The organism is Hymenobacter aerilatus, assembly GCF_022921095.1.
Lineage (GTDB): Bacteria > Bacteroidota > Bacteroidia > Cytophagales > Hymenobacteraceae > Hymenobacter > Hymenobacter aerilatus.
The window spans coordinates 4424693-4450451 of record NZ_CP095053.1 but is presented as its reverse complement, the minus strand read 5'-3'; the positions used below and the strand labels follow the sequence as shown (position 1 = coordinate 4450451).

Annotated in this window: 23 protein-coding genes and 1 tRNA gene; 16 read left to right on the top strand and 8 right to left on the bottom strand. The window is 58.9% G+C overall.

From position 1 onward, the window contains the following. Nucleotides 1-14: 14 nt before the first annotated feature. The 4 genes from MUN82_RS18660 to MUN82_RS18645 all read left to right on the top strand — a co-directional run bounded on the left by MUN82_RS18660 (nt 15) and on the right by MUN82_RS18645 (nt 4391). Nucleotides 15-1262, top strand: a complete 1248-nt coding sequence (locus MUN82_RS18660) for a DUF2264 domain-containing protein (protein WP_245092844.1) — start codon at nt 15-17, stop codon at nt 1260-1262. A gap of 101 nt (nt 1263-1363) precedes the next feature. Beyond that, on the top strand, nt 1364-2128 hold the full coding sequence (kduD, locus tag MUN82_RS18655; protein ID WP_245092843.1) for a 2-dehydro-3-deoxy-D-gluconate 5-dehydrogenase KduD: 765 nt from the start codon (nt 1364-1366) through the stop codon (nt 2126-2128). 208 nt (nt 2129-2336) lie between these two features. Then, on the top strand, nt 2337-3167 hold the full coding sequence (gene kduI, locus MUN82_RS18650; protein ID WP_245092842.1) for a 5-dehydro-4-deoxy-D-glucuronate isomerase: 831 nt from the start codon (nt 2337-2339) through the stop codon (nt 3165-3167). A 27-nt stretch (nt 3168-3194) separates the two neighbouring features. Continuing rightward, the gene (locus MUN82_RS18645) at nt 3195-4391 is read left to right on the top strand and encodes a BT3233 family polysaccharide utilization protein (protein ID WP_245092841.1); all 1197 of its coding nucleotides are present in this window, start codon (nt 3195-3197) and stop codon (nt 4389-4391) included. Nucleotides 4392-4632: 241 nt separating this feature from the next. On the opposite strand, the gene MUN82_RS18640 is transcribed toward MUN82_RS18645, so the two are convergent. After that, complete coding sequence (locus MUN82_RS18640) at nt 4633-5733, bottom strand: hypothetical protein (protein ID WP_245092840.1); 1101 nt, start codon at nt 5731-5733, stop codon at nt 4633-4635. Between the two features lie 472 nt (nt 5734-6205). Here MUN82_RS18640 and MUN82_RS18635 point away from each other — a divergent pair, with 472 nt between their 5' ends. The 3 genes from MUN82_RS18635 to MUN82_RS18625 all read left to right on the top strand — a co-directional run bounded on the left by MUN82_RS18635 (nt 6206) and on the right by MUN82_RS18625 (nt 9718). Further along, a complete protein-coding gene (locus tag MUN82_RS18635) occupies nt 6206-6529 on the top strand; it encodes a hypothetical protein (RefSeq protein ID WP_245092839.1) in 324 nt (107 codons plus the stop codon). 212 nt (nt 6530-6741) lie between these two features. Beyond that, nucleotides 6742-9132 carry a TonB-dependent receptor gene (locus tag MUN82_RS18630; RefSeq protein ID WP_245092838.1) on the top strand — a complete coding sequence of 797 codons (2391 nt, stop codon included), beginning with the start codon at nt 6742-6744 and terminating at the stop codon, nt 9130-9132. Nucleotides 9133-9163: 31 nt separating this feature from the next. Next, a complete protein-coding gene (locus tag MUN82_RS18625; protein WP_245092836.1) occupies nt 9164-9718 on the top strand; it encodes a hypothetical protein in 555 nt (184 codons plus the stop codon). 102 nt (nt 9719-9820) lie between these two features. On the opposite strand, the gene map is transcribed toward MUN82_RS18625, so the two are convergent. Continuing rightward, entirely contained in the window at nt 9821-10585 is a 765-nt protein-coding gene (gene map / locus MUN82_RS18620) for a type I methionyl aminopeptidase (protein WP_245092834.1), read from the bottom strand. A 397-nt stretch (nt 10586-10982) separates the two neighbouring features. On the opposite strand from map, the gene MUN82_RS18615 reads away from it, so the two are divergent. Genes MUN82_RS18615 through MUN82_RS18605 form a run of 3 tightly spaced genes read left to right on the top strand, consistent with a single transcriptional unit; the run spans nt 10983 to nt 14566 of the window. After that, a complete protein-coding gene (locus MUN82_RS18615) occupies nt 10983-11690 on the top strand; it encodes an ABC transporter ATP-binding protein (protein WP_245092832.1) in 708 nt (235 codons plus the stop codon). Beyond that, on the top strand, nt 11691-13085 hold the full coding sequence (locus MUN82_RS18610) for a DUF3526 domain-containing protein (protein WP_245092830.1): 1395 nt from the start codon (nt 11691-11693) through the stop codon (nt 13083-13085). It begins immediately after the preceding gene. 17 nt (nt 13086-13102) lie between these two features. After that, nucleotides 13103-14566 carry a DUF3526 domain-containing protein gene (locus tag MUN82_RS18605; RefSeq protein WP_245092828.1) on the top strand — a complete coding sequence of 488 codons (1464 nt, stop codon included), beginning with the start codon at nt 13103-13105 and terminating at the stop codon, nt 14564-14566. Between the two features lie 84 nt (nt 14567-14650). On the opposite strand, the gene MUN82_RS18600 is transcribed toward MUN82_RS18605, so the two are convergent. The 5 genes from MUN82_RS18600 to pheS form a co-directional block, all read right to left on the bottom strand. Then, nucleotides 14651-16420 carry a M14 family metallopeptidase gene (locus MUN82_RS18600; protein ID WP_245092826.1) on the bottom strand — a complete coding sequence of 590 codons (1770 nt, stop codon included), beginning with the start codon at nt 16418-16420 and terminating at the stop codon, nt 14651-14653. A gap of 374 nt (nt 16421-16794) precedes the next feature. Continuing rightward, on the bottom strand, nt 16795-17184 hold the full coding sequence (locus tag MUN82_RS18595; protein WP_245092824.1) for a MerC family mercury resistance protein: 390 nt from the start codon (nt 17182-17184) through the stop codon (nt 16795-16797). Nucleotides 17185-17803: 619 nt separating this feature from the next. Next, nucleotides 17804-17877 (bottom strand) — tRNA-Asn (locus MUN82_RS18590). A gap of 95 nt (nt 17878-17972) precedes the next feature. Continuing rightward, the gene (locus MUN82_RS18585; protein ID WP_245092823.1) at nt 17973-18422 is read right to left on the bottom strand and encodes a QcrA and Rieske domain-containing protein; all 450 of its coding nucleotides are present in this window, start codon (nt 18420-18422) and stop codon (nt 17973-17975) included. 101 nt (nt 18423-18523) lie between these two features. Further along, on the bottom strand, nt 18524-19627 hold the full coding sequence (gene pheS / locus MUN82_RS18580) for a phenylalanine--tRNA ligase subunit alpha (RefSeq protein ID WP_245097604.1): 1104 nt from the start codon (nt 19625-19627) through the stop codon (nt 18524-18526). 351 nt (nt 19628-19978) lie between these two features. Between pheS and MUN82_RS18575 the strand changes: the two genes are divergently transcribed. From MUN82_RS18575 to MUN82_RS18560, 4 genes are all read left to right on the top strand, one after another. Further along, nucleotides 19979-20422, top strand: a complete 444-nt coding sequence (locus MUN82_RS18575) for a hypothetical protein (protein WP_245092822.1) — start codon at nt 19979-19981, stop codon at nt 20420-20422. Nucleotides 20423-20562: 140 nt separating this feature from the next. Further along, complete coding sequence (locus MUN82_RS18570; RefSeq protein WP_245092821.1) at nt 20563-20928, top strand: hypothetical protein; 366 nt, start codon at nt 20563-20565, stop codon at nt 20926-20928. A gap of 93 nt (nt 20929-21021) precedes the next feature. Next, on the top strand, nt 21022-21300 hold the full coding sequence (locus MUN82_RS18565; RefSeq protein ID WP_245092820.1) for a hypothetical protein: 279 nt from the start codon (nt 21022-21024) through the stop codon (nt 21298-21300). A gap of 600 nt (nt 21301-21900) precedes the next feature. Further along, the gene (locus MUN82_RS18560; protein WP_245092819.1) at nt 21901-22326 is read left to right on the top strand and encodes a Fur family transcriptional regulator; all 426 of its coding nucleotides are present in this window, start codon (nt 21901-21903) and stop codon (nt 22324-22326) included. A gap of 137 nt (nt 22327-22463) precedes the next feature. Here MUN82_RS18560 and MUN82_RS18555 read toward each other — a convergent pair whose 3' ends face one another. Beyond that, nucleotides 22464-23744 (bottom strand): M16 family metallopeptidase, encoded by a 1281-nt coding sequence (locus MUN82_RS18555; RefSeq protein ID WP_245092818.1) that lies wholly within the window; start codon nt 23742-23744, stop codon nt 22464-22466. A 244-nt stretch (nt 23745-23988) separates the two neighbouring features. Here MUN82_RS18555 and MUN82_RS18550 point away from each other — a divergent pair, with 244 nt between their 5' ends. Next, entirely contained in the window at nt 23989-24879 is an 891-nt protein-coding gene (locus MUN82_RS18550) for an AraC family transcriptional regulator (protein ID WP_245092817.1), read from the top strand. Nucleotides 24880-24956: 77 nt separating this feature from the next. Next, a complete protein-coding gene (locus tag MUN82_RS18545; RefSeq protein ID WP_245092816.1) occupies nt 24957-25694 on the top strand; it encodes an SDR family oxidoreductase in 738 nt (245 codons plus the stop codon). The last annotated feature ends 65 nt before the right edge of the window (nt 25695-25759 follow it).

Below are 25759 nucleotides of genomic sequence, written 5' to 3'. Positions count from 1 at the left end.
TCCCTATTTTTTCCATGGAAAGACGCACCTTCGTTGCGCAATCGGCAGCGGCCTTATCGGCGCTGGCCCTGCCTGGCGCTAGCCTGGCGAGCAACGCCCTACCCCTACCCGCCCCGGCTAAAACCACCGACCGCGACTACTGGCTCAGCACTTTGCTGAAGGTGGTAGACCCCGTGCTGACCAACGCCGCCCAAGGGCAGCTGAAAGCCAGGATGCCCGTAGAAGCTGCACCGGGCCAGGAGGCGGGCCGCCGCAACGTCACCTACCTCGAGGCCCTCGGCCGCACGCTCACGGGCCTTTCCCCCTGGTTGGAGCTGAAAGAAGTGCCCGCCAACGAGCTGGCCCGCCAGCAGCGCTACCAGGAGCTGGCCCGCCAGGCCATTGCCCACGGCGTCAACCCACAGTCGCCGGACTTCCTGAACTTCACTCAGGGTGGGCAACCGGTGGTAGATGCCGCGTTTCTGGCGCATGCCATGCTCCGGGCCCCTACCCAGCTCTGGGAAAAGCTACCCGACACCACCAAAACGCAGCTAGTAGCGGCCCTGCAAAGCAGCCGCGTCATCAAGCCCTACTACAGCAACTGGCTGTTGTTCAGCGCTATCATTGAGGCGGCCTTGCTGAAGTTTACCGGCGCGGGCGACCTGATGCGCATGGACTACGCCATCAAAGAGCACATGACCTGGTACAAAGGCGACGGCACCTACGGCGACGGCCCCGACTATCACTGGGACTATTACAATAGCTACGTGATTCAGCCCATGCTGCTGGATGTGGTGAGCACCTTGGTTGCGGCTGGCAAGGAGCGCAAGGAGTTGCTGGAGCTGCTGCGCACCCGCGCCCGACGCTACGCCCAGGTGCAGGAGCGCCTGATCTGCCCCGACGGGTCGTTTGCCGCGTTCGGCCGTTCTCTGGCCTACCGCTGCGGCGCGTTTCAGCACCTGGCGCAGGTGTCGTTGCAGCAGTTATTGCCCGAGGAGCTGCCGGCTGCACAGGTGCGGAGCGCCCTCACGGCTGTTATCCGGCGCACGATGGAGCCTAAGGGCACGTTTGATAGCAAGGGCTGGCTGCAAATCGGGCTGTGCGGGCATCAGCCCGGCATTGGCGAAGTCTACATCTCTACGGGCAGCCTCTACCTGTGCACCTCGGCCTTCCTACCCTTGGGCCTACCCAGCACCGACCCTTTTTGGTCGGCCCCTGCCCAGGACTGGACATCTAAGAAAATCTGGTCGGGACAAGACGTTAAGCTCGATCATGCGCTGTAATTCTGCGCGCATTTCTCCCCTTTTCCTACCCTCCACTGACAGGCCAGGACAGTGAAACCGGCCGCGTGCTTTATCTTGTCGGCTCACACCTACCCTCTACTATGACTACTTCTTTCGATTTGACGGGCAAGCTAGCCCTGGTGACGGGCTGCAACCGCGGCATTGGGCAGGCCATGGCCGTTGGGCTGGCCGAGGCCGGTGCCGACATCATCGGCGTGTCGTCGTCGCTGGCGCTGAGCGGCTCCGATACCGAGCAGCAGGTGCAGGCGCTGGGCCGGAAGTTTCACGCCTACCAAGCCGATTTCAGCAAGCGCCCGGCCGTGGATGCCTTCATTGCCCAGGTGCAGCAGGACTTTCCGCAGATTGATATTCTGATCAACAACGCCGGCACCATCAAGCGTGCCCCCGCCGCCGAGCACTCGGATGCGCTGTGGGACGAGGTGCTGGCCATCAACCTGGATACGCCCTTCCGACTGGCCCGCGCCATTGGCGGGCAAATGCTGGAGCACGGCGCCGGCAAAATCATCTTCACGGCCTCGCTGCTCACGTTTCAGGGCGGTATCACCGTGCCGGGCTACGCGGCCAGCAAGGGCGCCATTGGTTCCGTAGTGAAGGCACTGGCCAACGAATGGGCCGGCCGGGGCGTAAACGTGAATGCCATTGCACCCGGCTACATCGCCACCGACAACACCCAGGCCCTGCGCAACGACCCCGACCGCTCGGCCAGCATCCTGAGCCGCATCCCGGCTAACCGCTGGGGCACCCCCGACGACTTCAAAGGCCCTACCGTCTTCCTGGCATCGTCCGCCGCCGACTACGTCCACGGCACCATCCTCACCGTAGACGGCGGCTGGATGGGTAGGTAGTGTGTTGATTTTTAATGTTTTGATTATTGATGTGCTGATGATTGATAGGTATTGTCATCCTGAGCGCAGCGAAGGACCTTATGCCCGAAGAACGACAGGCGTACCAACGACTCGTTCACGCGTGAGAAGGTCCTTCGCAAGCTCAGGATGACAATATCTATCAACCATCTAAGCCCCTAAACCCTAAGCCCCCAAGACCCCAAAAACCATGATTCAACGATATGCTATCGGGCCGCGCGAGACGGCGATGATGAACACGGCCGAGCTGCGCGAGAACTTCCTGCTAGAAAACCTGTTCGTAGCCGGCGATATTCAGCTGGTATACACCCACTACGACCGCATGGTGGTAGGCGGCGTGGTGCCCACCGGCGATGCCATTCCTCTACCCTGCCCCGACAACCTAAAGGCCGACTTCTTCCTGCAACGCCGCGAACTGGGCATTCTCAACATCGGCCAGCCCGGCACCGTGACCGTAGATGGCACTACCTACGAACTGGGTCGTCAGGACTGCCTGTATGTGGGCAAGGATGCCAAAGAAGTGGTCTTTGCCAGCGCTGACCCGTCGCAGCCGGCCCGGTACTACCTGCTCTCTACCCCGGCCCACGCTACCTACCCTACCACGCGCCTCACGCAGGCCGAGGCCACACCCGTGACGCTGGGCACCATGGAAGCCGCCAACCAGCGCACCATCTATAAGTACATCTACAACGAAGGCATACCCAGCTGCCAGCTGGTGATGGGCCTCACGCAGCTGCACCCCGGCTCGGTGTGGAATACCATGCCCGCCCACACCCACGACCGGCGCATGGAGGCCTACCTCTACTTCGACTTGCAGGAAGGCCAGCGGGTATTGCACCTGATGGGCCAGCCCCAGGAAACCCGCCACCTGTGGGTAGCCGAGGGCCAAGCCATTCTGTCACCGCCATGGTCGATTCACTCGGGTTGCGGCACGGCTGGCTACACGTTCATCTGGGGTATGGGTGGTGAAAACCAGGAGTATACCGATATGGACCCTGCTCCCATCGACCAACTGCGCTAGTCTGCTTCCTACCCCTTTCTCTTGCCAATGAAACCGCTTACCCTTGCCCTACCCCTGGCAGCGCTGCTATTTGTGGGGGCGGCCCCTGCACCTCGCCCGGCCGCTACCATCACGGTACGCAACGCTCTGAACCTGGCCCGCCGCGCCGAAACCATCAGCCTGCCGCTAAGCAAGCTACCGGCCGCTGCCCGCCAACTGGCTCCCGCCGACCTGCGCGTGCGCGATGCGGCCAGCAAGGCGCTGCTTATCAGCCAACTGATAGACAACGACGCCGACGGCAAACCCGACGAGTTGCTGTTTCAGACGGACATGGGAGCCAAGGCAAGCAAGACGTTTACACTGGAGCCGGCCACGGCGGGGCCGGTTCCAACGACGCCCAACGTCACCTTTGCGCGCTTCGTGCCGGAGCGCACCGACGACTTTGCCTGGGAAAACGACCGGGTGGCGTTCCGCACCTATGGCCCCAACGCCCAGGAGCTGGCCGAGAAAAAGGACCCCAACGGCACGCTCACAAGTGGCATGGACTGTTGGCTGAAGCGCGTGCCCTACCCCATCATCGACAAGTGGTATGGCCGCCATGTGAACGAGAAGCCCTTTGCCTACCACACCGATATAGGTGAGGGCTACGACCCTTACCACGTGGGCGGCAGCCGGGGCGTGGGCGGCACCGGCATCCTGATGGATGGAAAGTTGTTCGTGTCCAAGAACTTCACCAAGTACAAGGTGCTGGCTACTGGTCCCATCCGCACGGTGTTTGAGCTGACGTATGCACCCTACCCGGCCGGCAGCTTATCGGTGACGGAAACCAAGCGCATTTCCCTGGACCTGGGCAGCAACATGACGCGCTTCGAGGAGCACATTTCGGCCGATAAGCCCCTACCCAATTGCACCATCGGCCTCACGCTGCACGAGCAAAAAGGCGAGGTAAAAGCCGACCCCAAAGCCGGCTGGTGCCGCTACTGGGAGAAGATAGACGACTCCTATCTGGGCACCGGCGTGGTGGTAGCCCCGCGCTACCTCACCGACTACCAGGAGCACCGCTCCGACCAGAAAGACCAAAGCCAACTCTACATGGTCACGAAGCCACAGCAAGACAAGGTGGTGTTTTACGCTGGTTTCGGGTGGCAGAAAAGCGGGCAATTCGCCTCAGCCGCCGCTTGGGATGCGTATCTGGCGGAGTTTGCCCAGCGTATCAACTCACCGCTGGCCGTGAGCTGGAAGTAATTCCGCTTATTATTCTAGAAGCCCATCTGTCATCCTGAGCAGAGCGAAGGACCTTCTCACGCGTGAACGAGTCGTTGTTATGACCGTCGTTCTCGCGTGAGAAGGTCCTTCACTGCGTTCAGGATGACAGGGGCTTCTAGAATAATAACGCCTGTCGTTCTCGCCTGAGAAGGTCCTTCGCTCTGCTCAGGATGACAGATGGGTTTTACTTCCAATTCATCATTTCACAACTTCACTATCCCTATTCTACCCCAAACCGCCGCAAGTCGGCTTCTATTTGCTGGTCCCAGCGCTGCTGGGCGGCGGCGTCGAGGCCGTGGCGGGTTTCAGCATCGTACTGCTCTTGCAGGCGGTTCATTTCCATGAACGAGCGCAGGTATTGACGCTGTAGAATGCTGTTGTAATCTTCTACCGTAAGGCTGTCGGCGGTGGCATGGCGGCGGAAGCGCTCGGCTACTAGCTTCACCAGGTCGAAGTGACGTTGCTCGTGGGCTAGGTAGTAAGCTGATTTGTTGGCTCCTACCCAGGAAGAGCTGCGCACCACAAATATTTGCAGGGTGATGTCCAACTCCAGCACGCCGTTGCGCAGGCGAGGTTTGCCCTGGTAGGAAAACCCCGGAAACACCGCCGCCGCGTAGATGCCCGTCCGCGGCGGCCCCGTGAAATCCGACCAGCGCAGGGGCCGCGTTGGGTCGTAGAATAGGGTATCGTGCTCGGTCTGGCGCTGGTCGTAGCGGAAGGTGGGCTGCACGCGGGTAGCCAGGCGCGCATCCTGCTCGGCGGCCTGGGTCAACCATCTATTGAGGTAGCGTAGCCCACCTGCTAGCACCTGCCGCAAGGCTGGCTCTACCACTGCTGCATCTGTAGCCAAGCGGCCGTAGCGGGCACCGCTGCGGTACTCCGTGAGCAGTAGCGGCGCGGCGTCGGGTCGGAGCCAGTCAAAGGCCAACTGTACTTGCACATCGCCCTCTACGCGCCCACCCGGCGCGGCCTTTTCCGTGATGCGGAGCGCCCGGATACGCACCCGTACCGGGCGCGCCCCTACCCCTACTGGTAGGCTTTGGGCTGCAAACTGCTGCAACGCTGCTTCGGCGCCGCCCTGCAAATCGAGTAGGCGCGGCGCCGCCGGGGTGGTACCGGGTGCGGACAGCAGCCAGGCCACGGCCCGGCGGTCGGGCCGCTCGTCGCGCACCTGCGCCACACGGAAGGTAGGCGCCGGCAGGGCCAGCGGCTCGGGCCGCAACGTCAGCGGCTTTTCGGGTAGGCCTCCTGCGGTCAGAGGCCACACCAGCAGCCATAGCAGCCACCAGTAGCATTTTTGGTAGGGGGTATATAAAGACAAGAGGGTAGACACACCAGCCAGACACATTTGAGCCTTGAGTTCGTTCCCGCACGCGCTAGCAGCTCACTATCTGCTACTTATATCTCTACACAAGAAGTGCTCTTCTTCGTCTCACTGAGTTAGCCGGTTTATACAACAAGTAGAAATGTCGTTGCCAAGAGCTCCTGCTATGTATTCACGTTGCACCACAACAACAGTACTGAATAGCATTGTGGTAGATGCCCCAATCGCATAGCAAGGATGAGAAGTAATAGTCACAACTTATTTGTTTTTAGAAACATACTTCATTGCAAAGGCATCTCAAGCTACTTCTGAACACGCATATCACTACTGTAGCAGCCTGATTTGAGACGGCGACACCTGCCTGACTAAAGCCATTCTGAAATTATTTTGCAACATTTGTGCAAAAGCGGCGTTGTTCACTACACTTTTCGAACAAGCTGCACGTTCCGGCGCCCGTTTCATTGCCTGCATGGTTGCTTCACGCTCTTTCATAGCCTGTTTCCTCCTCATCTGCTTCGTGCGGGTGATGGTACCGGACACGTGGCTGCTGGCGTTGCACGCGCATGAGCACACCACGCACGAGGTAATCCATAAGAAGGCGCTAACCATTTCGGCTCAGCACCAGCATTGCAGCGTCGACCAGTTCTACAACGTCCCGTTTCAGCTTTCGGCCGTGCGGGTGGTATTTGCCCGTAGCGCGGCGCATGCCCTTCGCTGGATGATGCCACAGCAGTCGGTATGGAGCGAAACGGTGCTGACAGCCTGCTACTTGCGCGGTCCGCCGGTAGTGTAGTCAGCCCCTTGTTTCCTTGTTTTTTGCTTCTTCCTACCCCACCGCGGACGCACTGCGCCGCGTGGTGCATGGGCCACTACCGGCTTCCCGGCTTAGGAAGATGCCTGTTTGCGCAACTGTTTCGCGCAGCCACGTTGCTTATCAGGTGACTGGCCATCAGCGTTTTGCCCGCCATACTTCTGGCAAGCTGACCGAGTAATTCCCTCTTCTTCATGCTGTTTCGCTTTGTAGCGGTCTTGCTGATGGCAGGACTGTGCCTAGGCGTTGTGCACCAGAGCACGGCGCAAAACGGGTGCAACCTGCCATTGGCGGGCCGCATCACCGACCACGAGTCGCGCCAGGGGCTGGCCGGGGCCACCGTTATTGTGCAGCCCGGCCAGCAAGCCACACAAACCGACGCCGACGGCAATTTTCATTTTCATGTGTGCCCCGGCGCTTATCAGCTGGAGGTGCGCTTCATCGGCTACGCCACCGAGCGGGCCGAAGTGCGCCTCAGCAGCGCCACCGTGCGCAACTTCCAGCTGCACCCCGATGCCGTGACGTTGCGCGGCGCCACCGTGCGCGGCGAGCGGGTAGAGGCACCCCTCCCCCAGGCTAGCGGCTCGCTTACGGGGCAGGCCCTGCAACAAACGCGTGGCCAAGCCCTAGGCGAAGCCCTGCAGAAGCTGCCTGGCGTGGCGGCCATCCAGACCGGCCCCAGCGTTTTCAAGCCCATGATTCATGGACTCCACTCCAACCGTGTGGCCATTATGAACAACGGCGTGCGGCAGGAAGGCCAGCAGTGGGGCCAGGAGCACGGTCCGGAAATCGACCCGTTTATTGCTTCTGACCTGACGGTGGTGAAGGGCGCCGCCAGCGTCCGCTACGGCACCGATGCCGTGGGTGGCGTGGTGCTGGTGCAGCCCAAAGCCTTGCGCGATTCGGCCGGCATTGGAGCCGATGTAAACCTGGTAGGGATGTCGAACAACGGATTGGGCGCCGTTTCGGCGGCGGTAGATGGCAACCTGCGCCGCCTACCCGCCCTCAGCTGGCGCCTGCAAGGCACCCTAAAGCAGGCCGGCAACACCCGCACGCCCGACTACCGCCTCGACAATACGGGTTTTCGGGAGCACAACTTCTCGGCGGCCCTGGGTTGGCGCAAGGATACGTATGGCGTTGAAGCCTTTTACAGTCAGTTCAACTCCCGTTTAGGTATTCTGAGCAGCGCCATTGTGGGCAACCGGGCCGATCTGGAAGCTGCCATTGCCCGCGGCCGCCCCGCCATCAACCCTGGCTTCAGCTACCAGATCAACAGGCCCTACCAGCAACTCCAGCACGACCTGGCCAAGCTGACGGGCTTCGTGAAAACCGGCAACGGCGGGCGGCTGACGGCCACCGTGGCCAACCAGCGCGACTACCGCGACGAGTACGACGTTATTCGGGCGTCGAGCGACGCGGGGCGGCGCAACCTGCCCCAGCTCAGCTACCAGAACTACACTACCACCGCCGACGTAGTGTGGGAGCACCCTACCCTGGGCAACTTCCGCGGTAGTGTGGGGCTGAGCGGCACCTACCAGTTCAACCGCTATGCGGGCGGTACGCGGCAGTTTATACCCTTTTACACCAACCGCACGGCGGGCGCTTTCGTGATTGAGCGCTGGCAGCACGAGCGTCTGCTGCTGGAAGCCGGCCTGCGCCTCGACCACCGCGACCTGCGCACCCGCCGCCTCACCCGTGGCTTCGAAATCGACTCTAGCTCCTACTACGGCGTGGAGCGCAACCGCTTCCAGTTCTGGACTCCCTCGGCCTCGTTGGGAGCCGTGTACGATGCCAACGTGCACCTCACCCTGCGCGCCGACGCCGCCCTGGTGCAGCGGGCCCCGGCCGCCAACGAGCGGTACTCGCAGGGTGTGCACGGCGGCATCTATGAGGAAGGCTACGACATTTCGCGGCCGGCCGGCACGCCGCCCCTTCAGCCCGAAACCTCCTATAACCTGGGCCTGACGGCTACCCTGCACGACAACCCGCGCCTGAACGGGGAGCTGACCGTGTACCAGAATAGCATCGATGGCTACATCTACCAGGTGATAGGCGCGCCGATTACCACCATTCAGGGTTCGTTTCTGCCGTGGCGCTTTCAGCAGACTGATGCCGTGTTTCGGGGTGTAGACGCTACCCTCGATTACCAGCTGGCTGCCAACTGGTTGCTCAATGGCAAGGCGGCCGTGATTCGGGCGCGCAACCGCACCCTCGACGACTACCTCATCTACGTGCCGGCCGACCGGTTTGAGCTGTCGGTGCGGCGCGACTGGTCCGGGCAGAAGACTGCCCGCGCCAACCAGTTTTTTGCGCTGGTGCGAGGCACGGCCGTGCGCCGGCAAACGCGCGTGCCCAGCGCCGAGTACGACCCCCAGCCCGCCCCCGATGGCTACGGCCTGCTAGGCGCCGAGGTAGGCGCTACCCTGCGCCTGGGTGGCACCCCTGTAGAGGTGAGTTTGGCCGGCTCCAACCTGCTCAACGAGCGGTATCGCGACTACCTAAACCGCTTCCGCTACTTCGCCGACGACATGGGCCGCAACGTGACGCTGCGCCTGCATATCCCGTTGAATTTCAGCCCCAACTAAGCATTCATTCACTTTTCACCATTCCTTTTTCATGAAGACTTCCCTTTTCCGCCCCTTCGCCGCTCTCTTGTTGGCTACCCCTCTGTTCTTTGCTTCCTGCAACGATGACAAAGACCCAGAGCCCGAAGCTGACAACGAGTTCATCACCACCGTACGCTATACCCTCAGGCCCACCAGCGGCACTGGCCAGGCCGTAACGGCCGAGTGGAAAGACGTGGATGGGGCCGGCGGCAATGCTCCTACCATCAGCACCATCACGTTGGCCCCCAATACCACTTACACGGGCACTATTGAGTTCCTAGACGAAACCAAGACTCCCGCCGACAACATCACGGAAGAAATACGGGAAGAAAACGACGAGCACTTGGTAGTGTACACGCTTAATCCTACCAGCCTCATGACCATTACCCGCACCGACAAGGACGGTAAAGGCTTTGACGTAGGCCTCACTACTACTGTGCAAACCAACGCTGCCGCCTCGGGCAATCTGACCATTCAGCTGCGCCACCAGCCTGGTACCAAGGATGGCACCGCAGGCCCCGGCTCCGATGATGCCAACGTGACCTTCCCGGTGGTGCTGCGCTAAATGCAGATTAATTACTTGCCTTCCTTCACCGGAGGCCAGAAAACAAAAGTGCCGGCTGGTAGCCGGCACTTTTGTTTTCTATTGGTTGACTGCTCGCCTGGTTTATTCCCAGATGCTGTTTGCCTCAGTCAGAATGATTGGCTTGTCGTCTGTGATGATGATGGTATGCTCGTGCTGGGCCACGAAGCTGCCGTCTTTGGTTACCAGCGTCCAGCCGTCGTTGGTTTGGTGCGCGATGGAGGCGCGGGTGGAAATAAACGTTTCTACGGCCACCACCGAGTTTTTCTTGAAGCGCTTGTTGTTGCGTCGGTCGTAGAAGCAAGGTATTTCGGAAGGCTCCTCGTGCAAGCTGCGCCCAATGCCGTGCCCTACCAGGTTCTTAATCACCCGGAAGCCCGCCTTGCGCGCTTCGCCTTCTATCAGCCCGCCGATATCGGCAATACGTACCCCGCCGCGGATACGGCTGAGGGCCGTGCGCAGAATCTGCCGAGAAGCATCTACTAGCGGCTGGTGCTGGTGCAGATCAGTGCCAAGCACAAACGAGCCGCCGTTGTCGGCCCAGTAGCCGTCTAGCTCCGCCGATACGTCGATGTTCACCAGGTCACCTTCCTGCAGCACTTTGCGCACCGACGGAATGCCGTGCGCCACCTCATTGTTCACGCTGATGCACGTCCAGCCTGGAAACCCATACGCCAGCCGCGGGGCCGACTTAGCGCCCAGCGCCGCCAGCAGCTGTCCGCCGTACTCGTCCAGGTCTTTGGTGGTCATGCCGGGTTGGGCGTAAGCACGCATCTGCTTTAGGGTAGTACCAACGGCTTCGCTGATGCGTTGAAGGCCAACTACATCGGCCTGGGAGGTGATAGACATAGAATAACAGGTTTGATGGGTTGGTGTAATCCAGCCTTAGCTATAGCAACAGCAAGCCAGTAGCTGCGGTTTAGTCACTTAGCTGGATTGCGTATTTCACCGCCGCCTGATCAGCAATTTAAACTATTTATTATCAATACATTACCCCTCGCACTCTATCCGTAAGCATTACCGCCCCAATAGTAAGGTAGAGTGGCAACATACCTGCTGCACAGCACACATGTTTGTGCATGAGTTGCTCGACTACTACTAGCCGTTGCTTTCTTGATCGTGCATCATTCGTTGCTACGGGAGGCTCCAGCCGTTCATACCGGCTGGTGGCGGGTCAGCTATATTTGTAGGAATAGCCATTGCGCAGTAGTACTAGCTGCGCAAGCGTTATTTCCTTTTCTGTACTATGCTGCAAGCCGAAAATCTAACGAGACGCTACGGAACGCATCTAGCGCTCGACAACCTCAACCTGACCATTTCGCCTGGGGAGATATACTGCCTGCTGGGCTCCAACGGGGCCGGTAAATCTACCACCATCAATATCTTCTTGGGCTTTCTGCCAGCCACCAGCGGGCGGGCACTGATTGACGGGCTGGAGGTAGCCGTGAACAACCACGCCACGCGCAACCTGGTTGCCTACATTCCCGAAATCGTGAACCTCTACCCTACCCTCACGGGTCTGGAAAACCTGGCCTTTTTCAGTGGGCTCTCTGGCTTTCGTTACTCGCGCCCCGAGCTGGCGGATTTCACTTGCACGGCCGGCCTGCAACCCGAGGCCCTCGACCAGCGGGTGAGCGGCTACAGCAAGGGCATGCGCCAGAAGGTAGGCATTGCCATTGCGCTGGCTAAGCAGGCCAAGGTGCTGTTTCTGGATGAGCCTACCTCGGGCCTCGACCCGCACGCCAGCAACGAGTTTGCCCAGGTGATTCGGCGACTGAGTGAGCAGGGTGTATGCACACTCATGGCCACGCACGACCTACTGATGGCCAAGGAGTTGGGCCACCGCATTGGTATTATGCACCAGGGCCGCCTACGCCAGGAGCTGCGCGCCGACCAAGTAGACTACGCCGAGCTGACCAACCTCTACCTCGCCACCGTTAACCAACCGGCCTAAATGCTGCGCTTACTCATTGGCAAAGAGCTGCGCGAGCTGCGGCGCACCACCAACGCCACGTGGCTGCTGACTGGGCTGGCGCTGCTGGTGGGGCTAGCCCTCTACAACGGCTACACCTACTACACTACACGCAGCGCGTTTTTGCGCCAGTCGCAACAGACTACCTATGAACAGTTTGTCTCGCAGGGCGATAAGAATCCGCACTTGGGCGCGCACTTCGGCTTCTACGCCTACAAGCCCACGGCCGACCTGGCCCTACTTGACAACGGTATTGAAGACTATACCGGCAACTCGTTTTACCTGGAGCCGCACAAGCGCGGCGAGGTGAAGTTTCGGGAGGTGAGCGACGCCACGGCCCTGCGTAGCTTCGGCTTTCTGAATGTGGGCTACTTCGCCCAGCTCCTACTGCCGTTGTTCATCTTCTTGCTTACCCACAACCTGTTCTCGAAGGAGTGGGAAAATGGTACCATCAAGCTAGTGCTCAGCGCGCGGGTGAGCACCGGGCAGCTGCTGGTGGGCAAGCTATTGGCTGCGGGAGTAGTGGTAGGGGCCGTGGTGGCGGTGCTGGCCCTGGGGCCGCTGGGGCTGCTGGCCGCGCACCTAGGGCTGGATGGACTGGTGCCGCTGCTGCCTACCTATGCCTGCTACGTGGCCGGGCTGCTGCTATACGCAGCCTTGCTCACGGTGCTGGGTGGGGCCGTGTCGCTGCTCACGCGCAACTCGGCGCTGGCGTTGGTGGTGCTGGCCGGCTTCTGGCTGCTGGGCGTGTTTCTTGTGCCCCGGCTGACAAGTGAGGTAGCCCGACGGACGCACCCCGCCACCACGGCCGTTGCATTTGACGACCACACCTTCCACGACATGCAATATGGGGTAGGCAACGAGGGCACCAAAGACCAACGCCGCGAGGCCCTGGCCGATAGCATGCTGGCACGCTACGGTGTGCGACGCCTGGAAGATCTGCCGGTATACTTTATTCCCGTTACCATTGAAGCGGCTGAGAAATCGGATGGGCGGGTGATGGACCGGGCCTACGCCGCCATCGAGCGCAACGAAGTCAGGCAGAACCGTCTGGTGCAGTTGAGCGCCCTGCTCTCGCCTTTCCTGGCGTTCCGCGAGTTGTCGCTCCACCTCACCGCCACCGACCTCGATACCCACCGTGACTTTGCCGCCCAGGCCGAAGTGCACCGCCGGCGCGTGGGCCGCATCGTGGATGCATTTTACCAGAAAAACACGGTGGCAGGCAATGCCTTTTGGCGCACGGTACCGCAGTTTGCCTACGCGGCGCCCGGCCTGGGCTGGCGGTTGCGCCATGCCACCGGGCCCGTGCTCTTGCTACTGGGCTGGAGCGTGGCGGCGGGCGGCTTACTCGTGCTAGCCAAAAAAATCAGCTTGTAGCTACTAGCTCCTCTTTTATGTCTGCTTCTTTGTTTGGGGTGCTGTGGCGCCACGAGCTTACCTCCCTATACCGCAACCGGGTACTGGTTGTTCTTTTCTCGCTGGTGCTGGTGGTGCTGCTAGCTGCCCTATGGGCTGGCAGTAGCCAATGGCACACGCAGCAGCGCACGCTGGGCCGCATCCGGGCGCACCGCCAGGAAATGCAGGACAGCTTGGTGCAGCGCATCCGGCGCGTGGAGGCGCACGGCATGCACTACCCCGGCTTCATCTGGGACGACCCTACCTACGCCTACAACACGGCTCGCAACGAGGGCCCACAGTACGCCGTGAAGGCCCCCTTCGCCCTGCAGGCCCTGGCTGCGGGCCAGAGTGGGGTGCAACCTTTCTACTACAAGGTCTACATCACCAAAAAGCAACAATTGGTGCACGAAAGCGAGATTGACAACAGCTACCTGCAATTTGTGGGTGCCTTCGACTTCGCGTTTGTGGTGGTGTATTTGCTGCCGCTGCTCCTCATCGTGTTCACCTACAACGTAGTATCCAGCGAGCGGGAACAGGGTACGTGGGTGCTGCTCAAAACCAGCAATCAGTCCATTGCCCGGCTCACGCTGATGCGGCTCGGGATTCGCTACGGGCTGTTCACGCTGTTTTTTTGGGCGGTTGTAACGCCCGTGTTGGCTGCGTTGGTGGGTCCGGCTTTCCTGGCCACTAGCAACTGGTGGTGGCTGGTGGTGGCCGTGTCGTTGTACTTCGCCTTTTGGGTTGCGCTGGCGTTGCTGGTCAATAGCTTTTCGCTGAGCTCCAATCTGAATGCGCTGACGCTCATCTTTCTCTGGCTGGTGCTGGGGCTGCTGGTACCAGCGCTGCTCCAGTTTGGCCTCGACCGCGCCTACCCTATCCCCAGCCGCATTGCCATTACCAGTGCGGAGCGCGACGCCATCAACCGCTACTTTGAGCGCGACGGGCAGACGCTGACCAAAGAGGTATTCAGCAGCCCGCGCACGCTTATCCGGCAGGCCTCAGTGGTGACGCCGGGCATGGTCTATGGCTACGGCGTTATCGTGTACAAAAGCCAGGAAATCAAGGATCAGGCCACCCAGCAGGCCGAGCGCCAGCTCTACGGGCAAATTGAACAGCAGCAGGCGGCGTTGCGCGGCTGGCAGCTCATGAGCCCGGCCCTGCTCTTGCAGGAAACCTTGGCGGCGCTGGCGGGCACACACTGGCAGCAGTTCAACCACTTCAGCCGCGACGTGGATGCCTTTCGCTACCACACGCAGCGGTTCTTCTACCCCAAAATGGCCCAGGAAATCACCTACCGCACCTTCACGGTAGCCGATGCCGAGGCCATCCCACAGTTTCGGCCCCGCGTGTACGCCGACTACCATTGGCTCCCGATTGGCCCCTCGTGGTTGCTGTACGCGGGCATTACCGCCACGGTGCTGGGCGTGGGCTACCGGCGGCTGCTACACGCTACGCGGTAGTGGCCTACCCTGCGCGGGGGGCAAAGCGGGCCGGCTTTGTAGCCCGGCCGTTGCGTAGCACAGCAGGTGCTAGCACGCTCCCCCTTAGTTCACCTCACGTAAAATAGGGTAGCGCAGGGGGTAGGGATGACCCGGCCCGGCGTGCGCGTAGAGCCAGGTGAGCCGGGCATCCGGATCGGCGGCGAAGGCAGGCTCGGCCTGAAGCTTGGCTTCAAATTCGGCCTTCAGCTTTGGATTGGTGGCCAGCAAACGCTCACCCAGCGCGGCCAGCACGAAGGCGTCTGTGTTTGGCGCGGGGGCCAGCATCTCGGGGAAGAAGCCCCAGGCCAGAAATGAGTCCTGGCTTTCTGGCTCCAGCAAGGCGGCCGCCAGCAGCCCGTTGGGCTGATCGGCGGGTACACGCACGCTTCCCGCCGGCATCACCTGCTCCTGTTGCCCGTGCACGAAGGTGGCCGTTATCGGCACGCGCCCTTCGCTGGGTTGCAACAGCTTGGGGTCGACGAGCCGCACCTGATCGAGTTGCAGGGTTCGGGGGGCGGTCAGCGTCTCGAACGCAATGCCGTGCAGGCGCAACCGGTCGAGCACCTCCATTTGAGCGGCGGGCACCCACCAGGCTTTGGGCAGCTGCACCGTCTGAGTGGGCTGCTGCCCGATAATGGGCATGCGGAAGGTAATCGGCTGGCCGAGCCAACGCTGTTCCTGGCGCCCCGAGGCCGGCGACTGATACCACTCGAAGGCTACTCCCTTAAACTTGTCGATCCACCCGATGGGCTGCGGCGCGGGCTTCCAGCGCGTGAGCAGTTCGGTGGGCCGGCTTGCGCGGTCCTTGGCCTTGGCGGCCGCAATTCGCTCAGCATCAGCCGCCGCAATTTTCAGTGCGGCTTCCAGCAGCACATAGGTGCCCAGCACGCGCTGGCGGTAAGGCTTCAGCATGTGGTTCTCTACCAGCACGGTAGGCACACTGATAAAGTCGCCGTACCCCGTAGAGTAGCGCGGGCCTTCGGGACTATAGCGGATGCCTTTGGTTGGCTCGCGCGTGTCGATGGGACTAGGGTAGATGATGGGGGTATGGCCCGCCTTAGTCAGCGCCTGCATCACGGCCGGACCGAAACGCCCTTCCAGCCAGTCGGCTGTGGCTCGGTGGCGCGCATACGTGCCCCAGCCCGCGTAGGTGAAGGTCACATCGTATTGCATGTCGAAGCCTTCGCTGACGTGGCAATCGATGTAGAGAATGGGGTCTAGCTGCCGGAGCAGCCCAATCATGGCCCGCGATTCTGGCGCATCTAGCTTACCGTAGTCGCGGTTTAGGTCGATGTTCCGAGCGTTGGCATCCCGTCCTTTTTCGGCGGGGCCGCGCAGGTGGGGGAAGTTCCACGGGCTCATCTGCTCGTGGCCGTCGATGTTGTAAATCGGCACGAACACGAGGTCTACTTGGTCAAGCAGCTTATCCTTGCCGCGCAGCGCAATATCGCGCAGCAGCATCAGGCCGGCATCCTTGCCATCAATCTCGCCTGAGTGGATACCCGCCTGCACCAACACTACTGGCTTGGCAGCGCCACCCTTGCTGGCGCGCACGTACAGCAGGTCACGGCCTTCTCCCGTGCGCCCGAAGGTGTGCAGGGTCAGCAAGAGAGAAGCCGCATCGAGCCGCTCCAGCCAGGACCGAACCTCGGCGTAGCGCGGCGTGGTCTGAAAATTAGCCGCTTCGGCCGGCGTACTCCACGGATCATTCGGCTTCACAATCAGCCGCTCGCTCTTGCCCGACCACGGTAGAACGGGGGGTAGGGTCAACACATCCTGGGCCATCGTGTGCATAGGCTCCGCACAAATCAACGCCGCAACAAGAGCCATCATGCGACGGGTTGTACTACGTACCATCATCTATCAAACAAATCAAAAAGCAAAATTACTGACCAGCCACCGGTTGACAGGGGGTGGATAGGGTGCCGCGACCTACCGTAATCAGCACGTAGCGATAGGCACTACCAAGAAAAAAGGTACCCAGTACCGTCTGCTCGTCGCGTTTCAGAACGGCGTTGGTGTCGTCTACCAGGCTCCCTATTGGCTACTCCCGCAAAGAATCCGGCAAAGGACGACGGGCTTCGAAGTAAATCTGCCGCATCGTCCAACGCTTAGCTCAGGTTAGTGGAGTCAGAGCAATGCCCCAACTCAGCAAAAGAGATAATAGCAACAAGTATATAGCATCCAGGAAACAAGCGGACTATGAATCAACCAGAAATAGTGGCTGGCACTGCGGCGCAACGGCGGCAGTAACGCAGATTAAGCAGATGTGTACCAACCAACCCTAGCGAGGCAGCATACTGCACTAGTTCCAGCCACGACCAGTAATCGACCAGCAGCACAGTGGCCGCAAACAACGCAAAGAAAGCCCATAGAGCCAGGCGGAGCCCCAGCGACGAAAGCCGCCATGTTGCTCCTACCACCAACACACCACTCAGCACCAGAAACAGTGCATCCCAGTACGGAGCAGGCGCTGCGTGCTGGGTACCACTCCACCAGGCTAGCAATAGAGGACCAGCCGCACAATGGAGTAAGCAGAGCGTCGCATTTACTATGCCTCCGTAGTCAGCCCAAACACGAGGTAAGGAATGTTTCATGAGGCAAATATAGCCATTCTATCAAATATGCATCTTTGTTGCAAATCAAACAAGACACAGCTGTAGTATCAGATAGATGGAACGACAGTAATTACTTTCTGTGATTACGTAACACAGTCAACGATAGTATTTTCTTCTAGATCTGCACACTAAAATCTACGATAAACAGCTGTTATAGTTCGTCTTGACACAATAAACGATTGGCTACAATGTTTCAAAACAAACCCCAATGGAAAAGCTCCTATTGGGTTTACATACAGGCTTTTTGTTACCTTATTAGCGAAACACCGCCCCGCATTTCTGAATAAACTCTTCCCATTTCACTTCTCCTGAAGTAGCTGATTTTACAGCGCCTGACTACGGATGCGCAGTGCTAGTGCGGTGCAGGCGGAAAGCGTACTGATTGAAGCGGGGTAGGGCAGCGAAACCGGCTCTGTTCCTAATAGCAGCATGCCAGCCGGTGCAGTGAAATCTACGGCGCCTTGGTGCAGCAGACAGTATCTTCTGCTATGTGCCGGGGTAGTGGAAACGAGTAGGTAGTGAAATTTATTCCTCGAAAATACCGTACACGCTAGAAACGAAGAAAGCCCGCCGGTTAGGCGGGCTTTCTAAGCTGTAGCGCTCCCTCCTGGGCTCGAACCAGGGACCCTCTGATTAACAGTCAGATGCTCTAACCGGCTGAGCTAAGGAAGCGGTTATGGCGACGTTTATCTGTCGTTGCGGGTGCAATATTAGGGCAGATTCTCACTTTTTGCAAATTATCAGCCAAAAAAACTTAGATAAATTTTCTAATTATTGATGCTCAATAGATTACCCGACACATTAGTTGTGTAGCGTCGTAGCGGCCGCGTGGCTGGCCCGGCCAATACCTGCCCTTGCAGGTCGAAACGGGAGCCGCAGCACGAGTCGACCAGAAACAGGCGCGACGAAGGGTCGATGCTGATGCGGGCGCAGGCGTTTTGGGGTTGGTAGGGGCAGGTGCGCTCGAAGGCCGTGTAGGTGCCGCCGGGCTGCCGTACCACAATCAGCCCGCGCAATCCCCCAGTGTGGGTTATGGTGCCGTTGTCGAAGAGCAGGTTGGCATTTTCCTGGTTTCTCAGATTCAGCACCTCATTCACAATAGCATAGGGAATTTGCGGGCTAGGGTCGTTGCTAGTATTGGAGCCGCAACCTAACAGCGCTTGGCTCAGAAAAAGCAGCAGGGCCAGCAATGCCCGGTTGGCAGAGGTAGACGACATATAGGGGTAGGAAAATGGTAGTGCTAGTACCTCAAACGAAAGAACGCCCTGGTAAGTCTCCAGGACGTTCTTTTTAGTGCGTCGGCCGCGTATCTGAAAGCTTAGGCTCCCTCAAACTGCCGTAAGAAGCGCATATCGTTTTCTGTGAACAGGCGCAGGTCCTTGATCTGGTACTTGAGCATGGTGATGCGCTCGATACCCATGCCCCAGGCGTAGCCGGAGTAGCGCTCGGGGTCGATGCCGGATTGCTGGAGCACGGCGGGGTCTACCATGCCGCAGCCGCCAATTTCAACCCAGCCGCTACCCTTGCAGATGTTGCAGCCCTTGCCTTTACAAATCAGGCAGGTGATGTCGATTTCGGCGGATGGCTCGGTGAAGGGAAAGAACGAGGGGCGGAACCGAATCTGAATATCCTCTCCAAACATCTCCTGCACGAAGTAGTACACGGTCTGCTTGAGGTCGGCAAAGCTCACGCCCTCATCGATAAAGATACCTTCTACCTGGTGGAACATCATGTGCGCCCGCGCCGAAATAGCCTCGTTGCGATACACCCGGCCCGGCATGATGCTGCGGATGGGCGGCTGCTGGCTTTCCATCACGCGCACCTGCACTGTGCTGGTGTGCGTGCGCAGCAGGTGAGATGGTGAACCTGTGGGATGGGGAGTGGCAGATGAACTTTCACTGCTCGCCATTTCACCGTTTTCCAGATGAGTGGGTGGGGCAGTAGGCGCGATGAAGAACGTATCCTGCATGTCGCGCGCCGGGTGGTTTTCGGGGAAGTTGAGGGCCGTGAAGTTGTGCCAATCGTCCTCAATTTCGGGTCCCTCGGCCACGTTGAAGCCAATGCGGGAGAAGATGCGCACCATTTCCTCGCGCACTAGGCTTAGGGGGTGGCGCGTGCCCAGGGCCTGGGGCGTAGGGGGTAGGGTGTAGTCGAAGGTAGGGTCGGCGGGGGCATTGTTTTGGGCAGCTTCTAGCTGTTCGCGTCGTTCCTCAAACCGCTGCTGGGCAAACTGCTTCAGCTGATTTAGTTCCTGACCCACGGCCCGGCGCTCCTCCTGAGGCACGGTCTTCAGCTGATCGAACAGATCGGCTAACTGGCCCTTGCGGCCGGTGAAGGCAATGCGGAATTGCTCCAGCTGCTCGTGGCTGGTAACGTCGTATGCTTCAATGTCGGCGCGCAGCCGCGTGATATTCTCCTGCATCATGTTGCAAAGGTACAGGGGAAGAGGTCAGTTTGTGAAGTGGTGAGTAGGGAAGTTGCGAAGTTGTGAATGCAAAAGCATCTGTCATCCTGAGCTTGCGAAGGACCTTCTCACGCATAAACGAGTCGTTGGTACGCAAGTCGTTCTATGGGCATAAGGTCCTTCGCAAGCTCAGGATGACAGATGCTTTTGCATTCACCATTTCATCAACTCACCATTCCACCACTTTGGTACGGTTGCTGCAAGTAGGAGAATACCCACTTTGGTTTGGATAGATCCGGGAGACGTCTTTGAGCTGCTGACCGCGGAGGGTGTATCGAAATCAGTTTCTCACTTCATCCTTCCATTCCCATGAAACGTTTCGCTTTTGTTACCGCAGCTCTATTCCTATTAGCTGGTGCTGCTACTGCCCAGGCTCAGACGACTACCGAATCTAACCCGTGGTTTGATACAGCCCCAGCAGCTACTTCCGACTCCTATCCTACTGGCTGGAAAGTAGCGCCGGCGGCTAACCCCACAGTTAGCGCCCGCCCCAGCACCGATTACCACGGCCGGCCGCTGAAGGCCCGGCCACGCAAAGCAGCCCGCGTAGAGGTAGCAGACGCACCCGTGTACGAGACAGGCTGGTCTACCGCACCGGGTATGGCGCTCAGCCTGCACCAGCGCCCCACCACCGATTATTGGGGTCGCCCGCTGAAGCCCACGGTTCGCAAGGCCCCTACCTCGCTCTCGGCCGAGCCGGAACTGCAACCGCAAGGCGCTCCAGTGGCGACTGTCTACCGGCCGCAGCAGTAAGAAGCGCGAAAAACAAGTGGCGAATACGGGCCAGCCTAGGCAAAAAAAGGCTGGCCCGTTCGTATTTTCTGACCAAAAAGGTAGCCCCGCCGTATGCATACTTTTTAGGACTTTTCTGATTATCTTACCTACCCTCCGTTATGAAAAACGCTCTCCTATGTGTCTGCCTCGCGTGGGCTATTAGCAGTCTACCAGCGGTAGCGCAGCAAGCCAAGATTAAAGTCAAGACCAAGCAGCCCACGGCCAACGGCTACCACAGAACAAGTAACACTAAAGCCAAGGCACGCTCCGGCGCCTACTCACGCTACGACCGCTCGAACCGGCGCGACGAGGAAAACCTGAAGCTGGCGCCCGGGTTGCGCCTCAACATGCCGAGTCCGCCCACTACCGACTACATGGGCCGGCCACTGAAGAAGAAGCCTGCCAAGGTCGCAGCAACAGGTGCTACCAGCCTTTCGACTGAAAAAACAACGTCGGCACCTACTCCCAGCCGCAAACGGAAATAACCATTGGCACACCATAATCCTATGATTTGAAGTAGCGTATACAGAACAACACACCTGTAAACGACCACTTCTCATGCGTAAGAATATATATATGTGCTGGCCATCTTACTATTGGCCAGCGTGAGTGCTCATACAGTTGCGGCCCAAACGGCGCGCCCCGCCAAAAAACGCCCTGCCGCCCGCGATACCACCGTGGAGGGCACGTACGTGGCGCCCAACATGACGGGCGCCCCCAAGCAGCAAGTCACCACCGGCTACGACAACAAGCCCATCAGCCCGGCTCAGGAGGAAAAGGCCACTACCCTCTCCGCCAGCCCCGATCTGGTGAAAGCAAAGAAGCTGAAAACCCGTCGTCCGCCCAGGCGCGATTAGTCCGCTGAGTCATCTGGCATTTGCGTAAGAATATAGTAGGGACGCACTAATAGGATTCTCGTCGTGGCGAATGTTTCCGAACCGCTCGACGAGAATCCTATTAGTGCGTCTTTGCGTTCCTCTACAAGTTTGAAAAAGAAGAAAGCACCAGCCAATGGCTGGTGCCTTCCCTAGTTCTCCAAAACCAAACCAGGAGAGTGGGTGCGGCCGCAGCGGAGCGGCGGCTATTTATGGAGGAAAGCATAATCACACTTTCTTCTAATCTTCTAGCTAATGCACACCAGTATGCGGTGTGGGGCTGCCAGTGGTTTCTTCTTTCGCATTAACTCAGGTCTTAAGCAACTTTTCGGGCTAGGCAGACTATCACTTGCTTTACTGCTTGACGTGTAAACAGAGAAAAATAGCATCAGGAGCTATTTTTGCAACTCTGCATCATTTTCAATGGTTTAGTATACTGCTTACGCAGTTACAAAGATTAAATAAAAGCAACATTGTTGCAAATTACAGGTAAAAGTAAATCAGACCAACGCAAATTGTTGCATGAAGTCTCTCCGTTGGTTCCTTGCTACCTTTGTTGCTACCCGCCCTACCCTAGTTGTTATGGAAAAGCCTCACAACCATATTGCCGAAACGCTTAGTCGTCATGGCTTGCGTCAGACGCCTACCCGCCTACGTGTGCTTCAGGTACTGGGAGCCTCACCCTATGCTCTGTCGGGCCACGAGATTGAGCAGCAGCTAGGGCAGGACACCGACCGCATTACGCTGTACCGCACGTTGCGCTCCTTCGAGGAGAAAGGCTTGATTCACCGCGTTATCGACGCATCCGACATCATCCGCTACGCGGCCTGCTCTATTGAGTGCACCGAAGAAGCGCACTTCGATAATCATGTGCATTTCAAGTGCACCGAGTGCGCCCACATTTACTGTCTTAACCAAGTGGCCATTCCGACCGTGGCACTACCTACCAGCTTCCGCGCCGTGAGCCGCGACTACCTACTGGCCGGCGTGTGCAACCGCTGCCAGTAGCGAGTTCCACTAAAAAGGAGCGTCATGCTGAGCGGAGCCGGAGCATCTCGCGTGCTGATGATAGATAGTCACCTACCATCGGCACGCGAGATGCTTCGGCTCCGCTCAGCATGACGCTCCTTTTTATAAGAAATACACTACTCCATTTCTTCCGCTACGGCTAATGTAGCGGCAGCTTCTTTGGGTTGGGCGCGGTAGTAGAGGGTACTGCAATTGTCGGGTCGCAGTACATCCTGGGCGGCGGCCAGTACGGCTTCAGGCGTCACGGCTTGCACCTTGGCGCTTTCCTGGTTCACCAAGTTGGCGTCGCCGATGAGCTTGCTGTATGCCAGGTTCATGGCGCGATTCAGCAGTTCAATTTCCCCGAATACAATGCTGGCTTCGGCCTGATTTTTCACTTTTTCCAACTCCTCGGCGGGTACCAACTCGGTGCGCAGCTCAGCAACAATAGCTTCCACGGCCGCGTCAGCCTCTTCCAGCGTTACGCCGGCGTTTAGCTTGCCGCTTACGACCAGCAGCCCTGGCTCCAACGACCCTGACACTGATGCCGAGATGGAGTTGAACAGCTGCTGCTCCTTCACGAGTCGCTGATACAGGCGCGATGACTTACCGCGGCCCAGCACGTCGCTTAGCAGGTCGACGGGGTAGTAGGCCTCGTCTGCGCGGCTGGGCATGTGGTACACTTTGTAGAGGGCGCTCAGCGGCACATCGGACATGAGCTCTAAGAAGCGGGCTTCCTGCTGGCGCGGCTCCTGGGGTAGCTGCCGCTCGTAGCGTGTGCCGCCCGGAATCGGTCCGAACCACTTTTCGGCCAGGCGCTTCACTTCGGCCTCCGTCACGGACCCGGCTACTACCAGCACAGCGTTTTGGGGTGCGTAGTGCTTGGCAAAAAAGTCGCGCACCTGCTGCATAGTGGCGTTTTCGATGTGGCTAACTTCCTTGCCAATGGTAGCCCAGCGGTAGGGGTGCTGCTGGTAGGCTAAGGGGCGCAGGTTCAGCCACAGGTCGCCGTAGGGCTGGTTGAGGTAGTTCTGCTTAAATTCCTCTACCACCACCTTGCGCTGCACTTCCAGGCCGTGTTCCGAGAAAGCCAGGTTCAGCATCCGGTCCGATTCCAGCCAGAAACCAGTTTCAATGTTAGCGGCCGGCACCGTAAGGTAGTAGTTGGTGATGTCGGGCGAGGTAAAGGCGTTATTTTCGCCGCCTACCAGTTGCAGAGGCTCATCATAGCTCGGAATGTTCACGGACCCCGAAAACATCAGGTGCTCAAATAGATGCGCAAAGCCGGTATGCTCGGGGTCCTCATCGCGCGAGCCTACGTTGTAGAGCACATTCAGCACGGCCATAGGCGTGGTGTGGTCTTCGTGCACAATGCAGCGCAAGCCGTTGTTGAGGGTGAATTCGGTGAAGTGAATCATATCGAAGGGAAGAGCTTTCAGTCTTTTGAAAGCTACAACTTACGAAATCGGCGGTAGGTTCGGTAGCCGGAGCAGAAGTAGCACGGCCGCGGATGAGCAGCAACACGGCCCTACTCGAGGCCGTTGCCTACGCCTACGCTGGGCGGCGTAACTACCGTGCCGGTTCGTTGTTTGCTTTTCGCGTCGGGTTGGGTTATCATCCGCCAGCGTTTCAACCACGCCCCTACCTGCCTCCTACCCTACCATGCAACTCCTTACTGCCCCCAACCTACGCATCCCGACTTACCCCTTGGAAACAGATGGCCAGCTCGCCTCTTTGCAGGTCCGCAGTATGACGCGGGTAGCGGTGCATGGGAAGAACGATCTGCTGGTGCCTCACCGCAAGGACTACTATTTTCTGGCGCTGCTTTGGGAAGGCAGCGGCCGGCATTGGATTGATACTGTGCCGTACACCCTGAAACCGGGTACGCTGTATTTCACCGTTCCGCACCAAGTGCATCTGAAAGAGGAGCTACAGCCGGTTTCGGGGTTCAACATCAACTTCACGGAGGAGTTTCTGGCGCTGGATGGAAGCGGCACGCTGCGGCAGCTGCCTATCATTCAGAACCCCTATAATGGGCATGAGCTACACCTCACGCCAGCCGATATGGCTTTTGTGCAGGATATTTTGGGGAAGCTGTATGCCGAATACCAAGCGGCGCACACGTGGCAGCACGCCATGCTGCTGGCTTATATGAACGTGCTGCTGGTATACTTGAGCCGCCTCTACACGACCCAGTACCGGGCGCCAGAAGGGGCCGACGACGCGGTGCTACTAGGAAAGTTTCGGGCTCGGATTGAGGCCTCCTTCGCCCGTCACCACGATGTAGCCGCCTATGCTGCTATGCTACACCTTTCGGCCGGCCACCTGAGCGACGTAGTGAAAGAGCAGAGCGGTAAATCGGCCATCACGCACATCCACGAGCGGCTGGTGGTAGAAGCCAAGCGGCTGCTGTTCCATACCGAGTACACCAGCAAGGAAATTGCGTTTCAGCTGGGTTTTGAGGACGCGTCCTATTTCAATCGCTTCTTCAAGCGCCTCACCCAGCAAACTCCTTTGCAGTACCGTAGCGGCGTCCGCGAAATGTACCAGTGAAACCGGAATATGGGTTACGAGTTGCTCCCAGCGTGCCTGTACGTTTGCAGTGTACTTAAACACAACTGCAATACACCATGAAAACCGTACTCATCACCGGCGCCAACCGCAGCATCGGATTTGAAACCGCCCGGCAACTGGCCGCGCAAGGCTACTATATCTACCTGGGAAGCCGTAGCCTGGAAAGTGGCAGCGAGGCCGTAGCAAAGCTGCAAGCCGAGGGCCTGACGACCGTGGAACCCATTCAGATTGACATTGCAGATGAAGCTTCCATTCGTACGGCACGGGAGGAACTAAGCAAGCGGACCGACTCGCTGGACGTTTTGATTAACAACGCGGGCATCAGCGGCCCCATGCCGCAAAGCACGATTACCACCGAAACAGCCGCTATCCGGCAGGTGTTCGACACCAATTTTTTCGGCACCATCAACGTCACGCAGGCTTTTCTGGACCTGCTGCGCAAGTCCGACGAGCCGCGCATCGTCAATGTCACCTCGGGGCTAGGCTCCCTGGAGATGCAAACCAACCCGGCGTCGAAGTTCTACCAAGTGAAATCTGCCGCTTACGGTCCTTCCAAAACGGCCTTGAACGCCTACACGGTGGCCCTGGCCTACGATCTGCGCGATACGCCCTTCAAAATAAACGTGGTTGACCCTGGCTACACCGCTACCGACTTCAACCACCACAGCGGCCCCGGCACGGTGGAGGACGCGGCCAAAATTATTGCCAAGTACGCCACCGTGGGTGCCGACGGTCCTACCGGCCAGTTCTTCAGCAACGATGCCGACGGTGAAGGCGACAAAATGCCTTGGTAGAAGTAAGTAGGCTGTTACTAGACAAAAGCGGTCCGTCTCTTTGGTAGAGACGGACCGCTTTTGTT